This is a genomic window from Synechococcus sp. CS-205 (assembly GCF_025128255.1).
In the GTDB taxonomy this organism is placed as follows: Bacteria; Cyanobacteriota; Cyanobacteriia; order PCC-6307; family Cyanobiaceae; genus Regnicoccus_A.
In genome coordinates this window covers 109,527-131,368 of record NZ_JAHLZB010000014.1, presented here as the reverse complement: position 1 = coordinate 131,368, position 21,842 = coordinate 109,527, and the positions used below count along the sequence as shown (strand labels likewise).

22 protein-coding genes are annotated in these 21,842 nt (G+C 68.0%); 14 read left to right on the top strand and 8 right to left on the bottom strand.

Annotated features, from left to right (window positions below):
• Positions 1–49: 49 nt before the first annotated feature.
• Both rplJ and rplL read left to right on the top strand, forming a co-directional pair.
• Positions 50–577, top strand: coding sequence for a 50S ribosomal protein L10 (gene rplJ / locus KQ297_RS03555; protein ID WP_185464265.1), 528 nt, complete (start codon positions 50–52; stop codon positions 575–577).
• A gap of 62 nt (positions 578–639) precedes the next feature.
• The gene (gene rplL / locus KQ297_RS03550; protein ID WP_185464264.1) at positions 640–1,023 is read left to right on the top strand and encodes a 50S ribosomal protein L7/L12; all 384 of its coding nucleotides are present in this window, start codon (positions 640–642) and stop codon (positions 1,021–1,023) included.
• 246 nt (positions 1,024–1,269) lie between these two features.
• On the opposite strand, the gene KQ297_RS03545 is transcribed toward rplL, so the two are convergent.
• Complete coding sequence (locus KQ297_RS03545; RefSeq protein WP_259738197.1) at positions 1,270–1,995, bottom strand: DUF3747 domain-containing protein; 726 nt, start codon at positions 1,993–1,995, stop codon at positions 1,270–1,272.
• 77 nt (positions 1,996–2,072) lie between these two features.
• On the opposite strand from KQ297_RS03545, the gene KQ297_RS03540 reads away from it, so the two are divergent.
• The 6 genes from KQ297_RS03540 (at position 2,073) to KQ297_RS03515 (ending at position 9,438) form a co-directional block, all read left to right on the top strand.
• On the top strand, positions 2,073–2,846 hold the full coding sequence (locus KQ297_RS03540; protein ID WP_259738196.1) for a ribonuclease H: 774 nt from the start codon (positions 2,073–2,075) through the stop codon (positions 2,844–2,846).
• Positions 2,843–4,039 (top strand): quinone-dependent dihydroorotate dehydrogenase, encoded by a 1,197-nt coding sequence (locus KQ297_RS03535; protein ID WP_259738195.1) that lies wholly within the window; start codon positions 2,843–2,845, stop codon positions 4,037–4,039. Before KQ297_RS03540 ends, KQ297_RS03535 begins: the two co-directional genes overlap by 4 nt.
• Before the next feature lie 93 nt (positions 4,040–4,132).
• Entirely contained in the window at positions 4,133–5,104 is a 972-nt protein-coding gene (gene pilM, locus KQ297_RS03530) for a type IV pilus biogenesis protein PilM (protein ID WP_259738194.1), read from the top strand.
• Positions 5,101–5,814 (top strand): PilN domain-containing protein, encoded by a 714-nt coding sequence (locus KQ297_RS03525; protein WP_259738193.1) that lies wholly within the window; start codon positions 5,101–5,103, stop codon positions 5,812–5,814. The genes pilM and KQ297_RS03525 overlap by 4 nt, the downstream gene beginning before the upstream one ends.
• Positions 5,811–6,620, top strand: coding sequence for a hypothetical protein (locus KQ297_RS03520; RefSeq protein WP_259738192.1), 810 nt, complete (start codon positions 5,811–5,813; stop codon positions 6,618–6,620). The genes KQ297_RS03525 and KQ297_RS03520 overlap by 4 nt, the downstream gene beginning before the upstream one ends.
• 823 nt (positions 6,621–7,443) lie before the next feature.
• A complete protein-coding gene (locus KQ297_RS03515; protein WP_259738191.1) occupies positions 7,444–9,438 on the top strand; it encodes a secretin N-terminal domain-containing protein in 1,995 nt (664 codons plus the stop codon).
• Between the two features lie 22 nt (positions 9,439–9,460).
• On the opposite strand, the gene KQ297_RS03510 is transcribed toward KQ297_RS03515, so the two are convergent.
• Together KQ297_RS03510 and KQ297_RS03505 are read right to left on the bottom strand one after the other, a co-directional pair.
• A complete protein-coding gene (locus KQ297_RS03510) occupies positions 9,461–10,282 on the bottom strand; it encodes a pentapeptide repeat-containing protein (protein ID WP_259738190.1) in 822 nt (273 codons plus the stop codon).
• A gap of 35 nt (positions 10,283–10,317) precedes the next feature.
• Positions 10,318–10,653 carry a hypothetical protein gene (locus KQ297_RS03505; protein ID WP_259738189.1) on the bottom strand — a complete coding sequence of 112 codons (336 nt, stop codon included), beginning with the start codon at positions 10,651–10,653 and terminating at the stop codon, positions 10,318–10,320.
• A 131-nt stretch (positions 10,654–10,784) separates the two neighbouring features.
• On the opposite strand from KQ297_RS03505, the gene cobD reads away from it, so the two are divergent.
• A complete protein-coding gene (gene cobD, locus KQ297_RS03500; RefSeq protein ID WP_259738188.1) occupies positions 10,785–11,969 on the top strand; it encodes a threonine-phosphate decarboxylase CobD in 1,185 nt (394 codons plus the stop codon).
• Here the strand turns inward: cobD and KQ297_RS03495 are convergent.
• On the bottom strand, positions 11,927–13,006 hold the full coding sequence (locus KQ297_RS03495) for a UDP-N-acetylglucosamine--N-acetylmuramyl-(pentapeptide) pyrophosphoryl-undecaprenol N-acetylglucosamine transferase (protein ID WP_259738187.1): 1,080 nt from the start codon (positions 13,004–13,006) through the stop codon (positions 11,927–11,929). The genes cobD and KQ297_RS03495 overlap by 43 nt on opposite strands.
• Positions 13,007–13,078: 72 nt before the next feature.
• Here KQ297_RS03495 and KQ297_RS03490 point away from each other — a divergent pair, with 72 nt between their 5' ends.
• Positions 13,079–13,828 carry a hypothetical protein gene (locus KQ297_RS03490; protein WP_259738186.1) on the top strand — a complete coding sequence of 250 codons (750 nt, stop codon included), beginning with the start codon at positions 13,079–13,081 and terminating at the stop codon, positions 13,826–13,828.
• On the opposite strand, the gene KQ297_RS03485 is transcribed toward KQ297_RS03490, so the two are convergent.
• The gene (locus tag KQ297_RS03485) at positions 13,818–14,753 is read right to left on the bottom strand and encodes an NAD(P)-dependent oxidoreductase (protein ID WP_259738185.1); all 936 of its coding nucleotides are present in this window, start codon (positions 14,751–14,753) and stop codon (positions 13,818–13,820) included. The two genes, KQ297_RS03490 and KQ297_RS03485, sit on opposite strands and share 11 nt — an antisense overlap.
• Before the next feature lie 74 nt (positions 14,754–14,827).
• On the opposite strand from KQ297_RS03485, the gene KQ297_RS03480 reads away from it, so the two are divergent.
• Complete coding sequence (locus tag KQ297_RS03480) at positions 14,828–15,262, top strand: hypothetical protein (RefSeq protein WP_259738184.1); 435 nt, start codon at positions 14,828–14,830, stop codon at positions 15,260–15,262.
• A gap of 6 nt (positions 15,263–15,268) precedes the next feature.
• Here KQ297_RS03480 and KQ297_RS03475 read toward each other — a convergent pair whose 3' ends face one another.
• Positions 15,269–16,474 carry a phosphoglycerate kinase gene (locus KQ297_RS03475; RefSeq protein ID WP_259738183.1) on the bottom strand — a complete coding sequence of 402 codons (1,206 nt, stop codon included), beginning with the start codon at positions 16,472–16,474 and terminating at the stop codon, positions 15,269–15,271.
• Between the two features lie 136 nt (positions 16,475–16,610).
• Between KQ297_RS03475 and KQ297_RS03470 the strand changes: the two genes are divergently transcribed.
• From KQ297_RS03470 to KQ297_RS03460, 3 genes are read left to right on the top strand one after another with little or no spacing between them, the layout of a single operon-like run.
• On the top strand, positions 16,611–16,994 hold the full coding sequence (locus tag KQ297_RS03470; RefSeq protein WP_185464249.1) for a universal stress protein: 384 nt from the start codon (positions 16,611–16,613) through the stop codon (positions 16,992–16,994).
• A complete protein-coding gene (gene ylqF, locus KQ297_RS03465; RefSeq protein ID WP_259738182.1) occupies positions 16,994–17,905 on the top strand; it encodes a ribosome biogenesis GTPase YlqF in 912 nt (303 codons plus the stop codon). Before KQ297_RS03470 ends, ylqF begins: the two co-directional genes overlap by 1 nt.
• Positions 17,902–18,849 (top strand): RluA family pseudouridine synthase, encoded by a 948-nt coding sequence (locus KQ297_RS03460; protein ID WP_259738181.1) that lies wholly within the window; start codon positions 17,902–17,904, stop codon positions 18,847–18,849. Before ylqF ends, KQ297_RS03460 begins: the two co-directional genes overlap by 4 nt.
• 27 nt (positions 18,850–18,876) lie before the next feature.
• On the opposite strand, the gene KQ297_RS03455 is transcribed toward KQ297_RS03460, so the two are convergent.
• Positions 18,877–20,190, bottom strand: coding sequence for a ClC family H(+)/Cl(-) exchange transporter (locus KQ297_RS03455; protein WP_259738180.1), 1,314 nt, complete (start codon positions 20,188–20,190; stop codon positions 18,877–18,879).
• An 8-nt stretch (positions 20,191–20,198) separates the two neighbouring features.
• A complete protein-coding gene (locus tag KQ297_RS03450; RefSeq protein ID WP_259738179.1) occupies positions 20,199–21,818 on the bottom strand; it encodes an ABC transporter ATP-binding protein in 1,620 nt (539 codons plus the stop codon).
• Positions 21,819–21,842: the final 24 nt, after the last annotated feature.

The following is a 21,842-nucleotide window of genomic DNA, read 5'->3' as shown; positions in this document are numbered from 1 at the left end:
GCCTCGGTGCCGCGTTCCCGGCTTGTTCCCCTCGATCCGTACCAAACCCATGGGCCGCACGCTGGAGAGCAAGCAACAGATCATCGAAGAGCTCAAGGGGCTCCTCGGTGAGGCCGAAATGGCGTTGGTCCTTGATTACAAGGGCCTGTCCATCAAGGAGATGTCTGATCTGCGGACCCGTCTGCAGGCCAGCAACGGCATCTGCAAGGTGACCAAGAACACCTTGATGCGCCGTGCCATCGATGGAAACAGCGCCTGGTCGGAACTCGATTCCCTGCTCACCGGCACCAATGCCTTCGTCCTGATCAAGGGCGATGTGGGTGGTGCCGTCAAGGCCGTTCAGTCCTTCCAGAAGGACACGAAGAAGTCGGATGTGAAGGGAGGCCTTTTCGAAGGCAAGCTCCTCTCCCAGAACGACATCAAGGCCATTGCCGAGCTGCCCTCCAAGGAGGCGCTGATCGCCCAGATTGCCGGTGCGATCAATGCCGTGGCCACCAAGCTGGCCGTTGGTATCAACGAAGTTCCCTCCGGTCTCGCCAGAGCCCTCAACCAGCACGCCGAAGGCGACGCCAGCTGAGCACTCCGCTTCCATCCGGCCACGCCGGCTCCACCCCACCGATCTGTTGCTGACTCTCAACCATGACCACCAAAACTGACGACATTCTCGATTCGCTGAAAACTCTCTCCCTGCTGGAAGCTTCCGAGCTTGTCAAGCAGATCGAAGAGGCCTTCGGTGTGTCCGCCGCCGCTTCCGCTGGCGTGATGGTGGCTGCGGCTCCCGCCGCTGCCGCTGAGGCCGCTGAAGAGCAGACCGAATTCGATGTGATTCTCGAAAGCTTCGACGCCGCCGCCAAGATCAAGGTGCTCAAGGCCGTCCGCGAGGCCACCGGTCTTGGCCTGGGCGAAGCCAAGGCCCTGGTCGAGGCAGCCCCCAAGGCTGTCAAGGAAGGCATCGCCAAGGCCGATGCCGAGGCTCTCAAGAAGTCGATTGAAGAAGTGGGCGGCAAGGTCACCATCAAGTGATCAGGCCCGGCGGGGGCCTGCCCTCCGCCACCCCCCTTTCATTCACCTCAGCCGGCCTCTCGGGGCCGGCTTTTTGCTGGACAAAGGCAAAAAAAAACCCCGCCGAAGGCAGGGTTTCAGAGGTGGAACGATGCCGGGAGTCTGTCCTCGTTTCGACCCCGGGAGAGCGTTCTGCACTCCTCACACAAGAAGAATATATGGGATGGATCGTTGGGGTGCCAGCGGCGAGGGTCGCTGTGTCGACTGTCACTCCTTGAAGGGCACCACCTGCAGGGCGATCGGCCCGCTTTCGAGCTCGCCGCCACCGGCCAGGTCGGCCACGTCACGCCCGAGGCTGGAGATGACTCCGCTGGAGATGGGCTGGAGCGGCTGGGCACCCTCGCTGTTGCTGCCACCACCACCGGAGCTGGCGATCAGTTGCTCCAGGGGGCTGCTGGCGGCGAAATAGATGTGATTCAGCGCCTGCTGGCCGTAGAGCCGGCGGTTGAGCTGCCAGTCGGTTTCGAGGCGGATGGGGACGAATCCATCGGAATCGCGGCGGCTCACCTGCCCACGGCCCACCAGCAGCAGCGTGGTGTCCGCCGGGCTCATGGCCTGCAACTGAATCTCGTCGCCCACCTGGCTGAGGCGCAGGCGGTAGCGGCTTGCCAGGTCCTGGTCAGCCACCCGCAGGGAATAGGCGTTGCTGCCGGCGTAGCTGGCGCAGACCCCCTTGGAGTCGAAGCGGTTCATCGCCGCGTCCACCAGCCCATCAGGTCGCTCCTGCCAGCAGGGCTGACCGTTGGCCACCTGCTCGATCAGCACCAGCGACCAGTCGGCCAGGCCGACTGGCTTGGCCAGGACTGCAAAGCGGGATGCTTCAACCGGCTGGGTGTCGAACACGCCGGCTGCCACAGCCAGGGGAGTTGTGACGGCCTGCAGCGTGGTGGCCGCAAGCCCGGCCCCCGCAAGGGCCAGGTAGGTTCGCTGCATGGTGGATTTTTTGCGTCCCAACATCGTCACCAAGGTCTACGGCACCACTGTCTATCGAACAATTGCCGGTCTGCCCAGTGGCTGCTGAGCAGACACGGGTGGTGGCTGCCGCCTGCGACGGGGCCTGCAGCGGCAATCCTGGCCCGGGGGGCTGGGGCTGTCTTCTGCGTTTCGAAGATGGCAGCGTGCGCGAGCTGGGAGGTGCGGCGGCGGCCACCACCAACAACCGCATGGAGCTCACCGCCGCCCTGGCTCTGATGGAGGAGTTGCGCCAGTGGCCTCTTCACCCAGACCTGCGCCTGCGCACCGACAGCCGCTATCTGATCGACGGTCTGACCAAGTGGATGCCGGGCTGGAAGCGCAAGGGCTGGCGCACCGCCTCCGGTGGACCGGTGCTCAACCGTGACCTCTGGGAGGAGCTGGACCGGGCCCGCTTGCCAGGGCTGACCCTGGCCCATGTGAAGGGCCACAGCGGTGATCCCGACAACGACCGCTGCGATGCGATTGCCGTGGCCTTCTCCCGGGGGGGTGTCCCCGATCTGGCCCAGGGACCTGGATCCGGTGGCACCAGGCGTGATCCTGAGCCCGCCCCTTCAGGGCAGGATCAGCTCGAGCAACCGGCTCCCGCCGACCTCGGTGCTCTGCTCACCCGCCTTGAAGTGGCCGACCGCCTCGCCAGCGGAGGCTATGCCCTCACGGCCGCTGAGCTGGCCCGTCTGGTGGAGCAGCCGCTGGCCCGGCTGCAGCAGCGGCAGGGGCCATGGATCTGGCGCGACTGGCGGGTGTTCCCCACGGGTGAGGGCCGCTGGCGACTTGAGCGCACCAAGCCCGCCCTGCAGGAGGCCCCATGATCCTGGAGCGATCCGAGCGAGACGCCACCGCCACTGCGGGGACCAGCACCGGCGCCCTCTACAGCCGATGGGTGGGTCCGCTGCTGGCCCGCGATGAAGGGGCCGACGCTGAGCAGCTCAGTGCGCTCACCCTCGCGGCCCTGGCCCAGGCCTCCCTGCGCCGCAACTGGCCTGTGGTGGCCGGCAGCCTGGCGGGCCTCGGCGCCGAACTCCAGCGGCGTGACCATCGCTTCGAGCAGACCCTGTTCGGCTGCCGCTTCGCCAATCCGGTGGGGCTGGCCGCCGGCTTCGACAAGAACGCGGTGGCGGCGGCGATCTGGCACCTGTTCGGCTTCGGCTTCGCCGAACTCGGCACCATCACCTGGCACGCCCAGCCAGGCAACCCCCGGCCCCGTCTGTTTCGCCTGGCTCAGGAGAGGGCCGCCCTCAACAGGATGGGCTTCAACAACGACGGCGCCCAGGGGGTGAAGCGCAACCTCCTGCGCCAGCACATGCCGTTGCCGGGCCAGCGGCCGGCGGTGCTGGGGCTCAATCTGGGCAAGTCGAAGATCACCTCCCTCGAACTCGCCGCCGACGACTACGCCTCCTCCCTGGAGCTGCTCTCGCCCCTGGCCGACTATGTGGTGATCAACGTGAGTTCGCCCAACACCCCGGGCCTGCGGGATCTGCAGGATGCCGTGCAGCTGCGGCGACTGGTGGAGCGTCTGCGGCGCCTCTCGGCCTGCCCGCCATTGCTGGTCAAGATCGCCCCTGACCTGGAGGATGACGCCATCGACACGATTGCGCGCCTGGCCTATGAGGAGGGGCTGGCCGGTGTGATTGCGGTGAACACCAGCGTCAACCGCCTGGGGCTGGAGCACCGCCGCCTTCCCCAGACGGGGCGCACCCTGGCTGAGGAGGCCGGCGGCCTCAGCGGAGCCCCCCTGCGCGGCCGTGCTCTGGAAGTGATCCGGCGGCTGAGGGCCACGGCAGGTCCTGCCCTGCCGCTGATCGGGGTGGGCGGGATCGATTCCCCCGAGGCCGCCTGGGAGAGGATCACGGCAGGAGCCTCCCTGATCCAGCTCTACACCGGCTGGATCTATCAGGGCCCCGGGCTGGTCCCGGCGATTCTCGAGGGCCTTGCCGACCAGCTGGATCGGCATGGCTGCAGCCATCTCAGTGAGGCCGTGGGCAGCGGCCTGCCCTGGCGCTGAAAGGACCAGGACCCTTGCGGAGCAGGGTTGTGCAAGGAGGTGCGCAAACGGCCGCTGACCGATACGCTTCTGGCGGATTAAGGAAAGCGCACCTTGGTCCTGGCCGGCGTGCAGGAACAACTCAAGCCCCTTGCAAAGCGGCTGTTTCCGCGCCTGGTCTGGCTTGCCCTCACGGATGACGCGGTCACGGTGCTGACCACCAAGGGGACGGGCCAGCCTGCGCAGGTGGACCTGTTGCAGCGGGTTCCCCTGCCCCGCGGGGCCTGCTCCGAAGGGGATCCGCAGGAGGTGATGGCCCTGGGCGACCTGATCGGTGATCTGCTGGTGGAACTGGGCCTGGTGGAGGCCGATGTCGCGGTGGTGCTGCCTGCGGCGGCCTGTGTCTGGAGGGTGGTGCAGTGGCCCTTCGACGACTGGCCCGAGGCGCCGGACGAGGCCCTGCGCCAGATCGATCCTGCGTTGGGCCTGCCCTACGACCTCTCTCAGGCCTACCTCAGCCTCCTGCCTCTTGAGGGCTCCAGCGATCTGGAACCAGGTTGCTCCAACCTGCTGGTGATATCCCCGCGCCAGCGGGTGCTCCGTTGGATCGAGGTCTTCGACATCGCCGGCGTTCAGCTGGTGCGGCTGGAAGCCGCCCAGGTGTGCGAGCTGCGGGCGCTGGCGCCTCTGCTGGAAGGGGCTGAGCCTGGGCAGTTGGAGGTGCTGATGGTGCCTGAAGACCGGGGTGCGCGGCTCACCCTGCTGCGCCATGGTGTGCCGGAGTATGGCCGTGCGTTGACGGGGGCCATGGCCGATCTCATTCCCCAGCTCGAACGTTGCATCACCTACTGGCGCTCGCGGGATGCCGCTGTCACAGGAGTTCGTCTCTGGCTGGGGGGCTCAAACCCCGACCTGCCCCTGCTGGCCGAGAACCTGCGCCGCAGCGGTGAGTGGTCTGTTCAGATCCTTGATCCGGTGGTCATGGGCTGGATGGCCTTGCCCCAGCAGGATGGCGATGGAGAGCTGCCGCCCGGCTGGGCCCTGAGCTCCCTCCATGGCCTGATGCAGGCGGAGCCGGCCCGATGAGTCAAGTGCTGCCTGGCCTGGATCTGCTGCGGGAACGCCGGCTCGAGCTGGGTCTGCCGGCCGAACCACCCCAGCCGCCCCCGGCCAGACGACTGCTCCTGATCGGATCGCTCATCGGTGGCTCCATTGCGCTGGTCACTGTGGGGGCTTCGTTGCTGCTCAAGCTGCAGGGGATGCTGCTGAAGCAGGAACTCACCCGGCTGGCACCGGTGCGGGGCCAGGTGGAGTCCATCGAGGCCGAACTCGCTGCTGACAAGATCAACCTGGACCGCAAGACCAAGGGCAATGATCAGCTGGTGCGCGGCCTGGTGACCGTGCGTTCGGGCTCTGCCTTCTTGACCGATCTGGCTGGCCGTACGCCGGCAGAGTTGCAGCTCTCCTCGGTGCAGGTCGGCAAGGATGATCTGCAGATCAAGGGCCGCACCGGTGATCCAGCAGCGTTCGAGCGGATCAACGCCCTCATGCTGAGCCTGAAGTCGTCCCCGCTGATCGATCCGGCCAGCGTGACGCTCAGCCGTGCGATCCGCAACGACACCGTTCCCAATCAGTCCAGCAAGGGGCCGGAGAGCGGGCTGGTGGACTTTGATCTCAGTGCTGCCTTCCGCCCCCCCCCGTCCAGCTCGGTCCAGCTGAAGCAGTTGCAGGATCTGGGTGCAGGTGGCATGGCCCGCCGCCTCGAGCTGCTGGAGGAGGAGGGTCTGCTGCGATGACCAACCTTCAGCAGGGTGCTCAGCCCCGATCCCAACTGCTGCGCAACGGTCTGCTGATCGGATTGCCCGTGGCGGCCGGCGTGATGGTGGCCTCCCTGGTGGCCCTGTTGGGGGTCTTCCAGCCCTGGGATCAGCTGCGCCGGGATCAGCTCCAGCTCGATGAGCTTCGGGGCATGAACGAGCGGCTGCCCCTGCTGCGAGGCCAGCGATTGCGTCAGCTCGATCAGCTCAAGACGGTGAACGGCCAGAGGGCGAGCCTGCTCAGGCTGATTGCCGGCAGTGGGCAGATCAGCACCTTTCTCGCCCAGCTCAACCGTGAGGCCACCGCCACAGGGGTGCAGCTCGACGTGTTCGAACCACTGCCTGACCCCGTGGCCACAGCCCCTGCCCAGGGCGGCAACTCTTCTGCTTCTCCGGCGCCTGCGGCCGGCGACGAGACGAAGAAGACCCCGCCGTCGGATCCACTCGAAGCCGATGGCCTGCGCAGGACCATCCTGCTGCTGAGTGCCCGGGGCCGCTACCCGAATCTGCTGGTGTTCATGCGCCGGCTGGAGCGACTTAGCCTTCTGGTGGCTCAGAGCGATCTCAACCTTGACCTCGAGGCGATCCGTGCTCAGGCCCAGCAGCAGGCCGCCAACAGCACGGCATCTCAGGGCCAGAGGATTCCGCTGGTGGTCTTGAAGCTGAACCTTGCCCTTTACAGCAAGGGCCCTGGTCTCACGCCTGCCTCCGGCCGGGCCACGGCGGCGGCGGCGGCTCCCACGCCAACCCCAGCACCACCTGAGCCTCCGCCGCCGCCCCAGTAATCCTCCACGGTGGAGTTGTTGTCCAGGGGGATGCTGGTCATTTTTTCCGGCTGCTTATACCATTCCGGCGAAATAGGTGCGTGGATGAATTCTGCAGGCGTCGGATTGCGTACAGGGTTGTGGCTGGGTGCCGCCACCGCCCTGCTCACCACGCTTCCCCTGGCGGTATCACCGCAGCTTGCGAAGGCCCAGGCGGCCATCCGACAGGACGGTCTGCAGCTCAAGCTTCGCCGCCTGCCGGATGCTCTGGAACTGGTGATTCAGGGTGCCGGCACCGGCAGCGATCTGCGTCAGCAGATGCAGGGCCAGGTGTGGGTCGGTGAGCTGCGCACCGGGCAGATCCGTGGGCTCAAGGCCGGCCCCCAGTCGTTCTCGATGACCGATGCGGGCGTCGATTCGATCACCTTCGATGGCACCGGCACTGAATTTCAGCTGAAGGTCACGCCGATGCCGGAGCGCAACCTGGGCACGCCGGTGGTGAGCAGCGACGGCCGCGACCTCACCGTGCGCTTCAACGCCCCGCAGCTGCCCGTGATCCAGACGGCCCAGGTGAATCTGCGGGCACCTGCGCGCGTGCCGACAGCGCCCTATGTGCCGCCCCTGCGGCCCCGGGCGGTGGCGCCCCCGTCGGGGGACATCGCCGTGGGCACGATGACGATCCGCAACCGGGGCTACCTCAGCCTCTACGGCCCGCCGGTGACGCTCACCACCCGCAGTGCCAACCCGCGCGATGTATTGATGGTGCTGGCGCAGATTGGGGGGTATGGCTTTGCTTTCTCCGATCCCTCGATGGCGGGGGGGGATCAATGGTCAGGGGGCAACGATGCCGGCCCCTCCCGCCCCGGTGACGGTGGCGTTCCAAAGCGAGCCCTACGAGCGGGCCTTCAACTTCGTTCTGCTCTCCTCCGGGCTGCAGGCCCGCAAGGAAGGCAACACGATCCTGGTGGGATCCGACGTGCTGGGCAAGACCATCGGCCCTCAGATGTCGAAGGTGTACCGCCTCAATCAGGTGGGGGCCAATTCGGCGGCGGATTATCTGGCCAACCTCGGCGCTCAGGTCACCAAGACCAACACGATCACCACGGCTGTGTCCCAGGGCGTGCCGCTGGGGGCTCAACCTGCCGGAACCGGGCTGAGTGCCACCTCCCAGAGCACCACCTCCACCCAGCAGACCGTGGAAGCCTTCGGGGCCTCCTCCGGTCCACTGGTGGGGCTGCGGGCCACCACCGATCCACGCCTGGGCACGATCACGATCGTGGGTGAGCCTTCGCTGGTGGCGATCGGCGAGCAATACCTCAAGCAGCTGGATCTGCGTCAGCGTCAGGTGGCCCTGTCAGTGAAAATCCTCGATGTGACCCTCACGAATGACACCGAGATCGACAACAGCTTCGCCTTCCGCTTTGGCAACAACTTCATCGTCAATGATGGCGGCCGGCTGCTGGCGGCCTTCGGGCGTAACCTTCCGGCCAACGCCGAGGATTTCAGCGACGTCAACACCCGTGAGTTCTTTGGCTCATCCTCGAGCTCTTCAAGTAATTCCCTGACAAACTCCGGCAGTGATTCGACGTCGGGCTCCAGCTCAAGCAGCCAGTCTGGCAGTACGTCTGGATCTGGAACCGACTCCTCATTCAGTGAGGATCTCACCTTGTCGCTGAACAACGGCCGGTCGCTGAATCAGAACCAGATCAGCGACGTGAATCGTCAGTTGTTCCGCGAAACCGGTACGGAGATTCAGCCCTTTGATGTTGAGCGCTTCATCCCCAATCCCAATTTCAACGAAGGTGCTGAGGACCCCGGTGACCGCTTCATCACTGTCACGGACACGGAATATCGCATCGTCCCGACAGGGCGCACCACGCGAGCCATCACCAATGACCTCACGTCCAGGATTTCCCAGATCGTCTCGTCACAGGTCAACAGCGGTGTGAACATCGCCCGCAGTCGTGGAGGATTCTCCAATTCCGGCTCCAGCTCCAGCTCCAACTCGGGCAGAACAGGTTCGAACAACTCCCGTTCAGGCTCCGACACCATTTCGCAGTCTTCCTCCGACTCCTTCCAGAACTACTCCGGATCCAGGCGTCGCAACCCCGGCCTGAACTATCCCGACAACGAGTTCTTCAGCTTTCTGCAGGCTCAGATCGTCTCGGAGAACGCCAAGGTACTGGCCAGCCCCACCCTGATCCTCAGCGAGAATCCCGAAGTCATTGAGGGCGGCGCCAATGTCGGAGGGGGAGGCTTGGGAGGACAGGCCGGTGACACCTCCGGCCTCAGCCCGGCCACCATCGGCCGCACCCGGGCCAATGAATCCTTTGTGACCGTGGGCCGCCAGGTGGTCTCGGCCTACGACGTCACCAACACGGCCAACGTGGGCACCAGTTGCGAGCCCACCTTCAGCACGGCGGGGCTCACCTTCGGTGCCCGGGTCTCGAAGATCGACGACAATGGGTTCGTGACCTTCACCCTCTCCCCGGCCATCTCGGGAGTGGTGGGCCGCCAGCCGGTGCCGGGCTGTGGCTTCATCGACATCCTGCGCCTGCGCCGCCTCGACACCGGCAGCGTGCGCGTACGCGACGGCCAGACCCTGATTCTCACCGGGGTGATCTCTGACGATGATTTCCAGGTGGTCTCCAAGTGGCCCATTCTGGGTGATCTGCCTCTGCTGGGTCAGTTCTTCCGCAGAACAAACGGTTCGCGCAACAAAAATGAACTGGTGATTCTGGTGACCCCGCGCATCATCGATGATCAGCAGGGTGGCACCTATGGCTATGGCTACACACCATCTACCCGGGATGCCCGCCGCTTGATCTACAGCCCCTGACCCCTCGTCGCCCGCCTGAGGATCAGAAGGCCAGGGGGGCGAAGTATTTGACCGCCAGCGGTGCCAGTTGCTGGAAGATCGCCGTGGCGCTCTGCAGGAACTGGCCGCCCCAGCCATTGCCGGCACTGTTGCCCTGGGGATTCTTCTTGAGGTCTTCAGCCCCCTGGCGCACCTGCTGGGCCACCTTGGTGTTGCCCTGTTGCTCGAACAGACTGGCGGCGTAGGTGAAGTCGGCGGCGGCCAGGTCGCGCTTGGCCTGCTCCGCCCGGCTGATCCCCCGGGCCAGCCAGCTCAGGGCCGCGTCGGGCTGCTTGAGAATGGCCTGGTTGAAATAGGTTTCCGCTTCGCTGGCTCGGCCCTGCAGGGCTGCCTCCACGCCGGAATTGTGCAGATCGGCGTAGCTGCTGGCGCTTGGATTCACGCCAACAGCCTGTTTCCAGTGGCTGCGAGCCAGCCCGTCCACGTCAAGCAGCGCGCCACTGAGGTCGGATTCACGCAGATCCGTGCCCTCCAGCAGGGCGCCGCGCAGGTCGGCGCCGCGCAGGGAGGCCCCCAGCAGCGAGGTGAAGGTGAGGTCGGCTCCCTGGAGATTGGCGCCATCGAGCTGGGCGCGGCTGAGGTTGGCCCGCTGCAACTGAGCCTTGCTCAGGTCGGCGTCACGCAGGTCGGCATGGACGAGATCTGCATCCTGAAGGCGGCAGCTCGAGCAGGCCCGCTGGTCGAGCAGCCGCATCACGTCGTTGGCGTCGGCGGCTTGCACCGCTCCACTCACCAACTGGGTGCTGGTGGCGAGCAGCAGGGCTCCCCTCAGAAGAGGGCGATGGGTTCGCAGCGAGGGCGCCATGCCGGAGATGGGTGATGGAGGGTGAACTGGTGGAATCAGAGGGCGGCCGCTGGAGCTGCCTTGACGCCGCGGGGTGCGATGCACCAGCGAGGGCCGATTTTCTTCCATTCGTAGGCCGCCGGCAAGGGCTCCAGGCCCACCATCCCGGCGAACAACTGGTTGAGGCAGGGCTGGCCACTGGAGCAGGATTGGATGTTGCGTCCGTTCACCCGCTCCACCGAGGCGTCTGGAGGTTGCGGTCCCTGGGTGAAGAACCGCTGCTCGGCCAGGCAGTAGGGGGCGGCCTGAACCACTGCGCCCATCAGGGTTGCTGCAACTGAGAGGCCCAGCGTCACCCCGTTGGCGATGCCCCTGACCATACCCAGGTCCATGGCCCCAGCTCCGGCAACCTGACGAACCGGATTATGGCAACCTCCTCAATGCCGGGCTGCTGATCGGTGGCCGCCGTTGCGTGGGGAGATCCTGACTGGTCCAGGCTGGGGGCATGGGCTGTCAGGCAGGCATGGGCGGAGGGCCAGCGGGGATAGGCACCGCGGAGCGTCACGGCGGCAATCTGGAGGCCGTTGCCCGGCGTCTGGGCTGCCGTCCCTCCGATCTGCTCGATGCCAGCGCCTCCCTGGTTCCCTTCGGCCCCCCCGCCAAGGTGCGGGGAGTGCTGGCGGCCCTGCTGCTCACGCCAGCCGGGAGGCCGTCGCCCCTGAGGGACTACCCCGACCGCGACTCCCTGCGGCTGCGCCAGGCCATCGCCGCACACCACGGGCTCGATCCGGCCGCCGTGCTGCCTGGAAACGGGGCTGCGGAGCTGTTCACCTGGCTGGCCCGCGACGCGACGGCGATGGGACGCAGCCTGCTGCCCACCCCCGGCTTCGCTGACTACCCCCGGGCCCTGGCCTGCTGGGGCGGGGCGTGGAGTCCCTGGCCGCTTGAGCTGCCTCTGCCGGGGCGGCTGGCCTGGCCCCAGCCCCTGCCGACAGTTCCCGATGGTGACGTCCAGGCGGTGTGGATCACCAACCCCCACAACCCCACCGGGCAGCTCTGGAGTCGCGCCTCCCTGGAGCCGCTGCTGCAGCGCTTTGCGCTGGTGATCGTCGATGAGGCCTTCCTGCCCCTGGTGCCCGGCGGGGAGTGCCAGTCGCTGGTGCCGCTGCTCCCGGACCACCCCCGGCTGGTGGTGATCCGCAGCCTCACCAAGCTGCTGGCGATCGCCGGCCTTCGCCTGGGTTATGCCCTGGCGGATCCCGCCCGGCTGAGGCGCTGGGCCTCCTGGCGTGACCCCTGGCCGGTGAATGGCCTGGCGGCGGCCGTGGGGGAGGCCGTGGTGGGCGATCGGCGCTGGCAGGAACGTGTGCAGCGCTGGGTGGCAGCGGAGCGCCCCTGGCTAGAGCAGGGTCTGCAGCGGTTGCCGGGGCTCACGCCGCTGCCTTCAGCTGCCAACTTTCTGCTGGTGCGAGGGGACGCCTCCCTGGTGGAGCTGCGGGAGCGGCTGGAGTGCCATCAGCGGGTGCTGCTGAGGGATTGCCGCTCCTTTGCCGGCCTGGGGGAGTGCTGGCTGCGGATCGCCCTGCAGGACCGGCGTGGCAACCGACGGCTGCTGCGGGCCCTGCAGCAGGAGTGGGCGCCGTGGCATGACGCCCTGGATCCGGCTCAGTCGACCGCCAGCTCGCCCAGCAAGCCTGCCAGCCGCTGATCGGCTTCGCGCACCGCCAGGCGCTCCATGCCCGCCCGCAGGGTGTTGAGGGGGTCAAGGGAGCCGCAGGTGCCCCGCAGACGCGGCCCGAGCAACCGCCACACCGCCTGCTCCAGGGCCGGATGCTCCGGCTGGTGCTGCCAAACGATCACAGCGGCTCCGGCCGCGGCGGCGGCCTCGGCGTTGGCGTCCTGGTGGTGGTCGGCGGCCTGGGGAAACGGCACCAGAATTGTGGGGGTGCCGCAGACGGCCAGTTCGCTGAGGCTCCCAGCCCCCGCTCGGCTGATGGCCAGCTGGGCGTGCTGCAGCAGGCCTGGCAGTTCGTCGCTGAAGGGCCGCTCGATCGCCCCGCGGATCTGCAGGCTGCCGGCATCGGGATCGCTGCTGCCTGTGAGGTGCACCACACGGCAGCCGACGGCCACCAGCTTCGGCACCAGCGGCCGCACCATGCGGTTCAGGCCGAGGGCACCCTGGCTGCCGCCCATCACCAGCACCAGCGGTCCGGGCCCGTCGGGCACCCAGCTGGGCAGGGGAGCCGGCTGCAGGAAGGCCGCACGCACCGGGGTTCCCGTGACCAGTGGACGGCAGTGCGGCAGGCGCTCCGCCGCTTCGCGCAGCCCCACGGCCACCCGGCTGCAGTGCCGACCGAGCAGGCGGGTGACCCGGCCGGGGATCGCGTTGGATTCATGCAGAACCACAGGCACCCCGCACCAACGGGCGGCCAGGATCGCCGGGGCGGCGATATAGCCACCGGTGCTGAACACCAAGCCGATGCCCTCCCGCCGGATCAGCCGGCGCACCGCCACGCTGGAGGCGATCAGGCGCAGCAGTTGCCAGAGCTTGCGCAACCCCTTGCCCTGCAACCCTCCGGCGCGGATGGTGTGCAACGGGTAGCGGCTGGGCACGAGCTCCCGCTCGAGACGGTTGGGGACCCCCAGCCACTGCACCTGCCACCCATCGGGCAAGGCCTCGGCCACGGCCAGGGCGGGAAACAGATGCCCGCCGGTTCCGCTGGCCGCGATCAGGAGCCTGGACATGGAGCTTCACTGACGCGCTCGGCGCGCTACCGGGGCGCGCCTAACTTAAAAGGGCCGCCATGGCCCACCCGGATGCCGCACCTCCGCCCGTTCCTGCTCGCGCTGTTGTCGGCCTCGATGGTCTTCACGCGTCCTGAGGCCATGGCCGCGCCCCCGGGTCCAGCCCTTCTCCAGAACCTCGAGCAGGCGCTCAACAACGGCAGTCCCTCGGGGCTGATCGCACTTGTTGAGGCTGGCCCTGGTCTGGATCCCGCCCTGCTGGAGGCCCGTTACAAGATCCTGCGCGACCGCTTCCCCGATGCCCGCTGGACCGTGACCAGCGCCGCTCCCCTGCGCGATGGTCGCCCCACCGTGGCGATCGCGGTGAGCGGCAGCCGCATGGAGGGTCCCTTCCGCTACAGCCTTCAGGCGGAGCAGCTGCTGGCCCTCAGCGCCAATGGTTCCCTGCTGAATGGCCAGGAATTGATTCGCGAAACCACCACCATGCGCAGCGGTGAGGCGAGCCTGCCTGTGAGCGTGCTGATTCCCGATGCGGTGCTCACAGGTCAGCGCTACGACGTGGACGTGGTCTTCGATGAGCCGCTCGATGGCGCCGTGGCCGCCGGCGGCATCACCGCGATCACCCCGGAGCAGATCAGTGCCCTGGAAACCCCCGATCTCGAACTGGCAGCCCTCGGCGGTGGGGGTCTGTTCAAGACGGTGCAGGCGCCCCTCAAACCCGGCAGCCAGACCTGGGCCGTGCTGCTGGTTCATCCCAAGGGCATCGTGAGCACCACCAAGCGTGTGCGGGTGGTGGCCGACAAGGCCTCGCTCACTCCCTGACCCCCTTGGGGTTGGTCTCAGTGAACCATCGGGCCAGGGCCGAGACGTCCTCGTCGCCATGGCCGGCGGAGATCAGAGCATCCTCGATCCCGGCCACGCGGGCACTGATCGGCAGGTCCACACCTGCGGATGCGGCCGTCTCCAGAGCGATCCCCAGATCCTTGCGGTGCAGGGCCAGACGAAAGCCCAGCGGGTAGGTATTCTCGATCATCTGGCTGGCACGGTTCTGCAGGGCCCAGGAACCGGCGGCTCCGCCTTCGAGGGCGGCACAGACCTCCTGCAGTGGCAGTCCCTGCGCCCTGGCCAGCGCCAGGCCTTCCGCCAGGGCGGCGTAACTCCCGGCCACCAGGATCTGGTTGACGGCCTTCACCTGCTGGCCTGAGCCCACAGGGCCGAAGTGGCTGATCCGGGCGCCCACCACCTCCAGGAGAGGCCGGGCCCGATCCAGGTGGTCGCTGGCTCCACCACACAGCACGGAGAGTGTGCCGGCGCGGGCCCCCTCGGTGCCGCCCGTGACCGGGGCATCGAGGTAGCCCACCCCCAGCTCCCGCAGGCGGCCGGCCAGACGGCTGCTGGTGGCTGCGGAGATGGTGGAGAAATCGATCACGAGAGCCCCTGGGGACACGCTCTCCGCCACACCGCCCTGGGCGAACAGCACGTCCTCCACGGCGAGGTCATCGCTGAGGCAGAGCGCAATCAGCTCGGAGGAGGCCGCCGCCTCCGCCGGAGTGGCCGCCCTGATGGCACCTGACGCAGCCAGGGGCTCTTCCGCTCCACGGGTGCGGTTGTGGATGGTGAGGGGGAAGCCCGCCGCCAGCAGCCGCCCCGCCATCGGAGCCCCCAGGGCCCCGAGACCCAGGAAGGCCACCGCGGGGCGGTCAGGGTTGCCTGGTCGATCGGGGCCGTCCGGGAAAGATCTGGTCATCGGTCCCACGGTTTCGGTTGGCATCTGGTGATACGGACTACGCGAGCATGAAAGTGTCTGAAATCAGCTCCGTCATGTCGCTGCTTCGAAACGTCCAGTTGCTTCTGCTACCCCCGGCCGCCGTCACTCTGGCGATGCTGCTGCAGGTGGGCTCCGGCCATGCTCAGACCGGAACCTCTCCCAGCACCCGGCCTGCGCCAGCACGGGTCAAGCTCACACCCAGCCAGGAAGCCGAGCTGTACAAAGGGCAGCGCAGCCTTTCGCTACGGGCCCATGCCGAGCAGATCGCCATCCTGCAGAAGGGAGAGCGCTGCCTGAATGAGGCCAAGGACCTCGCAGCGCTCAGCGCTTGCCGCCGCAGCGAACGGCAAGCCAGGCGGGAGCTGATGGGGCGGACCCGGAACGAGGCCCGTGCCCTGCATCAGCGGCTGGGCTTGCCGATGCGTGAAGGCCGCCGCGGCAAAGGCGGCAAGGGCAGGGCCTGGGAGACGCCGGCCGATCAGAACTGAGCGACCTCAGGCTTCGTCGAGGGCGGCGACACCGGGAAGCACCTTCCCTTCCAGCAGCTCCAGGCTGGCGCCCCCCCCCGTGGAGATGTGGCTCATCTTTTCGGCCACACCAAACTTCTCCACGGCCGCCACCGAATCCCCGCCTCCAATGATCGTGCAGCAGCCCCTGCCGCTCAGCTCGGCCAGGGTATGGGCGACACCGTTGGTACCGGCGGCGAACTTGTCGAACTCGAACACGCCCATCGGGCCGTTCCAGATCACGGTCTTGCAGTCGGCCAGGGCCTCCTGGAAGGCCTTGAGCGAATCGGGGCCGATGTCGAGGCCCATCCAGCCATCGGGGATCACGTTCACCGAGGTGGTGAGGGTCTTGGCGTCGGGGGAAAAGGCGTCGGCGAGCACCACATCGCTGGGCAGAAGGAGCTGAACCCCCTTGGCCTTGGCCTTGGCCTCCAGCTCGCGGGCCAGCTCAAGCTTGTCCTCTTCCACAAGGCTCTTGCCCACCGCCAGACCGCGGGCCTTGTAGAAGGTGAAGATCATGCCGCCGCCGATCAGCACCTTGTCGCACTTGTCGATCAGGGCTTCGAGCACGCCGATCTTGCTGCTCACTTTGGAGCCGCCCACGATCGCCGCCAGAGGGCGCTTGGGCTCGTCGATGGCCCCCTGCAGGTACTGCAGTTCCTTTTCCATCAGGTGACCGGCCACGTTGGGCCTCAGGAATTCGGTCACCCCTTCGGTGGAGGCATGGGCACGGTGGGCGGCGCCGAAGGCATCGTTGACATACACCTCGGCCAGGGCGGCCAGCTGACGGGCGAAGGCGTCGTCGTTTTTCTCTTCTTCGGCGAAGAAGCGCACGTTCTCCAGGAGCACCACGTCACCGTCCTCCATCGCCGCCACCTTGGCTTCGGCATCGGGGCCGATGCAGCTGTCGGTCTTCACCACCGGTTTGCCCAGCAGCTCGCTCAGGCGGGCGGCCACCGGAGTGAGCCGCATCGCCTCGTTCACCTCGCCCTTGGGCCGGCCGAAGTGGGCGGCCAGGATCACCTTGGCGCCCTTTCCCACCAGGTCGTTGATGGTGGGCAGTGCCGCGCGGATGCGGGTGTCGTCGGTGATGGCACCGCTCTCATCCAGGGGTACGTTGAAGTCGACCCGTACCAGAACGCGCTTGCCTTGCAGATCGGCTACGGACAGGCTGGTCAGGGATCGCTTCGCCATGGGGTCTGGGGAGATCGAGGATGGGAGAGATTAACCCGCAGCCTTCGGCTCACTCCTGGCAGGGCGCTAGGACAAGTGGGGATGGGCTTTCTGCCCGACCCCTGCGCCGTGATGGCGACCACTGGATGGCGAACCCATGTTCAACACCGTTCTTTTCCCGATCGACCAGAGCCGCCAGACCATGGACACCGCGGCGGTGGCCCTGAAGCTGGCCCTGCAGCACGGCAGCCGGCTGGTGGTGCTCTCGGTGGTGGAGCCCGAAGAGGGCGTGATGCACGATGCCGCCGCTGTGGCGAGGCTGCTGGAGCAGGCCCGCGGCCATTTTGAGCAGGCCGGTGTGGCCTGTGAGGTGATCGAGCGGGAAGGTCGGCCTGCCTTCGTGATCGGTGATGTGGCCGATGAGATCGATGCCGACGTGATCGTGATGGGGACCCGCGGCCTGTCCGTCGAGGCCGATCAGCCCAGCACGGCGTCGCGGGTGATCCAGCTGGCCCCCTGCCCTGTTCTGGTGGTGCCCTGATGGAGGGGATCGCCACTCCCGCCGCTGAGGGTCTGAGCCAGTCGGCCCCCGCGATCCAGTGGTACCCGGGGCACATCGCCAAGGCGGAGCGGCAGCTGTTCAGCCAGCTCGACAAGGTGGATCTGGTGATCGAGGTGCGCGATGCCCGGATCCCCAGGGCCACCGGCCACCCGCGCCTGCAGCGCTGGGTGAAGTCCAAGCCACGGCTGCTGGTGATCAACCGTCGCGACATGGTCAACGAGGCGGCCCGCCAGGCCTGGGATCACTGGCTGCGTGCCCGGGGTGAAACCCCCTGGTGGTGCGACGCCAAGGTGGGTACCGGGGTGAAGCAGCTGCAGGAGGCCGCGATCCGTGCCGGGGAGAAGCTCAATGCCCGCCGGGCGGGCCGGGGCATGCGGCCGCGCCCGGTGCGTGCCCTGATGCTCGGCTTTCCCAACGTGGGCAAATCGGCCCTGATCAACCGCCTCGTGCGCCAGAAGGTGGTAGACAGCGCCCGCCGCGCCGGGGTCACCCGCACGCTGCGCTGGGTCCGTCTCGGCCAGGCGCTCGATCTGCTCGATGCCCCCGGCGTGCTGCCACCGCGGCTCGACGACCAGCGCTCCGCCTTGCTACTTGCCCTCTGCGACGACATCGGCCAGGCCGCCTACGACGGTGAGGCTGTGGCGGTGGCCTTTCTGCGCCTGCTCGAGACCCTGCAGATCCACCCGGCGGCCGGCATCTCCTCCAGCGGCGTGCTGGGGCGCTACGGAGTGCCGGTGCCCTCCCCGATCGACGGCTGGAGCTGGCTGGAGTCGGCCGCCGCCCGCCACACCAGCGGTGACACGGCCCGCATGGCCCAGCGCCTGCTTGACGATTTCCGCCGCTCGTTGCTCGGTCCGATCGCTCTGGAGCTGCCCCCTGATCCGGCATGAGCGGCTTCGGGGAAGGCGATGGTGAGCTGCTCACGCTCCATTACCCGAAGCTGCTGCCGATGCGGCTCGACCGCTGGCTGGTGGCCCAGCGGCCGGAGCAGAGCCGGGCACGCATCCAGAAATTCATCGAGGCCGGCTACGTGCGCGTCAATGGCGTCACGGGCCGCGCCAAGACCCCCCTGCGCCACAACGATGAGGTGCAGCTCTGGATGCCGCCGCCCGAGCCGCTGCCTTACCTGCTGCCCCAGCCGATCCCGCTTGATGTGCTCTACGAGGACGCCCATCTGATTGTGATCAACAAGCCGGCTGGCCTCACGGTGCATCCGGCGCCGGGCAACCGTGACGGCACTCTGGTGAACGGCCTGCTGCACCACTGCCCCGATCTGCCTGGGATCGGCGGTGAGATGCGCCCCGGGATCGTGCACCGCCTCGACAAGGACACCACCGGCTGCATCGTGATCGCCAAGAGTCAGCAGGCCCTGGTGCGGCTGCAGGTGCAGATCCAGAAGCGGGTGGCCTCGCGGGAGTACCTGGCGGTGGTGCATGGGGCGCCGGCGACGGAGAGCGGCACGATCGTCGGTGCGATCGGCCGACATCCCGCCGATCGCAAGAAATACGCCGTGGTGGCCGACGAGAAGGGCCGCTTCGCCTGCACCCACTGGACCCTGATCGAGCGCCTTGGCGATCACTCCCTGTTGCGCTTCCGGCTCGACACCGGCAGGACCCATCAGATCCGGGTCCACTGCGCCCACATCGGCCATCCGATCGTGGGCGATGCCACCTACAGCCGCTGCCGCAGGCTGCCGCTGGAGCTGCCCGGCCAGGCCCTGCATGCGGTGGCCCTGGGCCTCGATCATCCGATCAGCGGCGAGCGGCTGAGCTTCGAGGCTCCCCTGCCGGAGCCGTTCGAGAGCCTCCTCCACCTGCTGCGCCGGCGCCGCTGATCCAGTCCACCGCGGCGAACCTCCCCGTCAGCCGGCCCGGCGCAGCTCCTCCTCCGCCTCCTCGCGCATCAGATCGAAGAGGGTGTCGCGCTCGAACAGATCAGCCACGGCGATGGCGGTGAGCACGGCGAAGCCGATCGGCAGCAGCAGGGCGTAATCCTTGCTCAGCTCGAAGCTGAGCAGGATCGCCGTCAGAGGTGTGCGGGTGAGCGCCCCCAGAAAGGCGGCCCCACCGGCGAACAGGAGTGAGGCGGGAGCGTAGTGGACCACCACCAGGCTGAATTCCCTCAGCAGCGTCCCCAGGGAGGCCCCCACCACCAGGGCCGGAGCGAGGATGCCCCCCGGGGCCTCCGCCGCCACCGCCACAGCCGTGCCGATGGCCTGGACCACCAGGGCCAGCAGGGCCAGCACCGGCGTCGTCAGGCCCAGCAGGGCGTCGAAGCCCAGCTTGTCCGGGCTGTCGAAGGAGGAGGGCAGAGCCGCCGCCCCCGCGCCGATCACCAGCCCCACCAGGGGCAGCAGCTGCCAGGGGGGTAACCGCCAGCGCCGGAAGAGGAGCAGCAGGCGCAGCACCCAGCGCTGGTACTGCATGGCCAGAAGTCCGGCCAGCACCCCGAGCAGCAGGAGGAAGGGGATGTCCACCAGGCGGAAGGTGTCGATGCGGCTGGGGTCGACCACGATCGGGGCCAGATTGCGCATCCAGGCCGGCGACGTCGGCGCGGACGAGAGCAGGCGCGTCCAGGCCACCGTGGCGAAGGTGGCGAAGGCGGCGATCGCGTTGACCCGGATGTCCGCCTTCTTGAGTAGTTCCTCGAGGGTGTAGACCAGGCCGCCCAGGGGGGAGTGGAAGATGGCGGCGAGGCCGGCGCCGCTGCCGATGGCCACGGCCGAGCGACGGGTGCTCCCCTTGGCGCCCACCACTCCTGCGGATTCCTTGGCCATGGAGGCGCCGATCTGGATGGAGGGTCCTTCAGGCCCCACCGGCAGGCCACCGCCGATGGCGACGCCGCTGGCCAGCAGCTTCACCAGGGCTACCTTCCATCCCATCGGCACGGGCAGGCCCCGCAGCCAGACCATGACCTGAATGATCCCCGAGCCCTTGGCGCCGGGTTCGACGCCGCTGATCAGCGCACCGGCCAGGCCGCCCCCGAGTGCCCCCATCAGTGGCAGCACCAGCAGGCGTGGCAGGTGGGAGGCCAGCTGCAGCCGCAGGCCGTTCACCGCCTCGATCTCGAGGGCATAGACCCAGATCGCCACCCCGACCCCCAGGCCGATGGCGTTCACCAGCAGGAACAGCATCAGCAGCCGGCGGAGCCTGACGAGCCGCTGGTTGGGACTCACCCCCACCGTCAGGCCACCGCAGGTAGGCGCGGGCAGGCCTCCACCAGCTGGCGCGTGATCGCCGCCCGCGGTTGCTCGAGCATCGGCCCGGCTGGCCCCTCCTCAACGATGCGGCCCCCGTCGAGCACGATCAGCCGCTGGCAGAAGCCGCTGGCCACCGCCAGGTCGTGGGTCACGAAGATCAGGCCCAGGCCCAGGCGCCCCTGCAGCTCCCGCAGCAGGGCCAGCACCTCGGCCTGCACTTCGGCATCGAGCATGCTCACGCTCTCGTCGCAGAGCAGCACCTTCGGCTCCAGCACCAGGGCGCGGGCGATCGCCACCCGCTGCTGCTGGCCCCCGGAGAGCTGGCGGGGCAGGCGGTTCTCGAACAGCTCCGGCGGCTCCAGCCCCACCGTGGTCAGCCATTCCCTCGCCCTGGCGCGGGCCCCGGAGCGGCCGGCCAGCCCATGGATCAGCAGCGGATCCGCCACTGCTTCCCCCACCGTCATGGTCGGATTGAGGCAAGCCAGCGGATCCTGGAACACCATCTGCAGGCGACGGCGAGCCCTGGCCAGCTCAGCCCCGCCCATCCTGAGCAGATCGCGTCCCTCCAGGCTGACGCGGCCGCCTCGCACCGGGGTGAGACCCATCAGGGCCCTGCAGAGGGTGCTCTTGCCGCAGCCCGAAGCCCCCACCACTCCGAGGGTTTCGCCGGGGCTGAGGCGAAGGCTCACCCCATCGACGGCCTTCAGCCAGCGCTGCCGCCAGGGGGGTGAGGGCAGGGGATGCCAGCAGCGAAGCTCCTCCAGCTCCAGCAGGGGAGGGGCCACGATCGCAGGGGGGGTGTGGCTGCCTTCACGAGCACGGGCCGCCGCCACCAGCCGTCGGCTGAGCGGTGCCTGGGGGGCTTGCAGCAGCGTGGTGGCCGGGGCCTCCTCCACCACCCGTCCATGGTCGAGAACGGCGATGCGCTGGCACCAGCGGCCTGCCATGGCCAGGTCGTGGCTGATCAGCAACAGAGCGCTGCCGCTCTCCCGGCAGAGGCCGGTGAGCTCCGCCATCACCTGGCCCGCCACGGCCACATCCAGGCTGGTGGTGGGCTCATCCGCGATCACCAGCGCCGGCTCCAGGGCCATGGCCAGGGCAATCGCCAGCCGCTGGCGCATGCCGCCGCTGAATTCATGGGGATAGCTGCCATAGCGATCCGGGCTGATGCCCACCCGCTCCAGCAGTTGCTGGGCCCGTTGCCGCACCCGGGCCCGATCCCAGTCGGGGCGGTGGGCCGAGAGGGTGTCGTCGAGATGCTCGCCGATGCGCAGGAGTGGGTTCAGCCGTGTCATCGGGTCCTGAAACACCAGCCCCACGGCTTCGCCCCGCAGCTGGCGCAGGGCCGAGCGTTTCAGCCCACGGGGATCCTGCCCCGCCAGCCGCAGGCTGCCAGAGCAGTGGCTGCCGGGGGGCAACAACTGCAGGACAGCCCTCGCCACGGTGCTCTTGCCGCAGCCCGACGGTCCCACCAGGGCGAGGGTGTCGCCCGAGCCGAGCCGAAGGTTCAGGCCATCGAGCGTGGGGGCGCCAGGGCTGGCGGGGTAACGCACGCTCAGGTCGTTGATCTCCAGAACCGGCTCGGCGGCACGCATGTCGACCATGGGACGCGGCGGTTCGTGACAAGC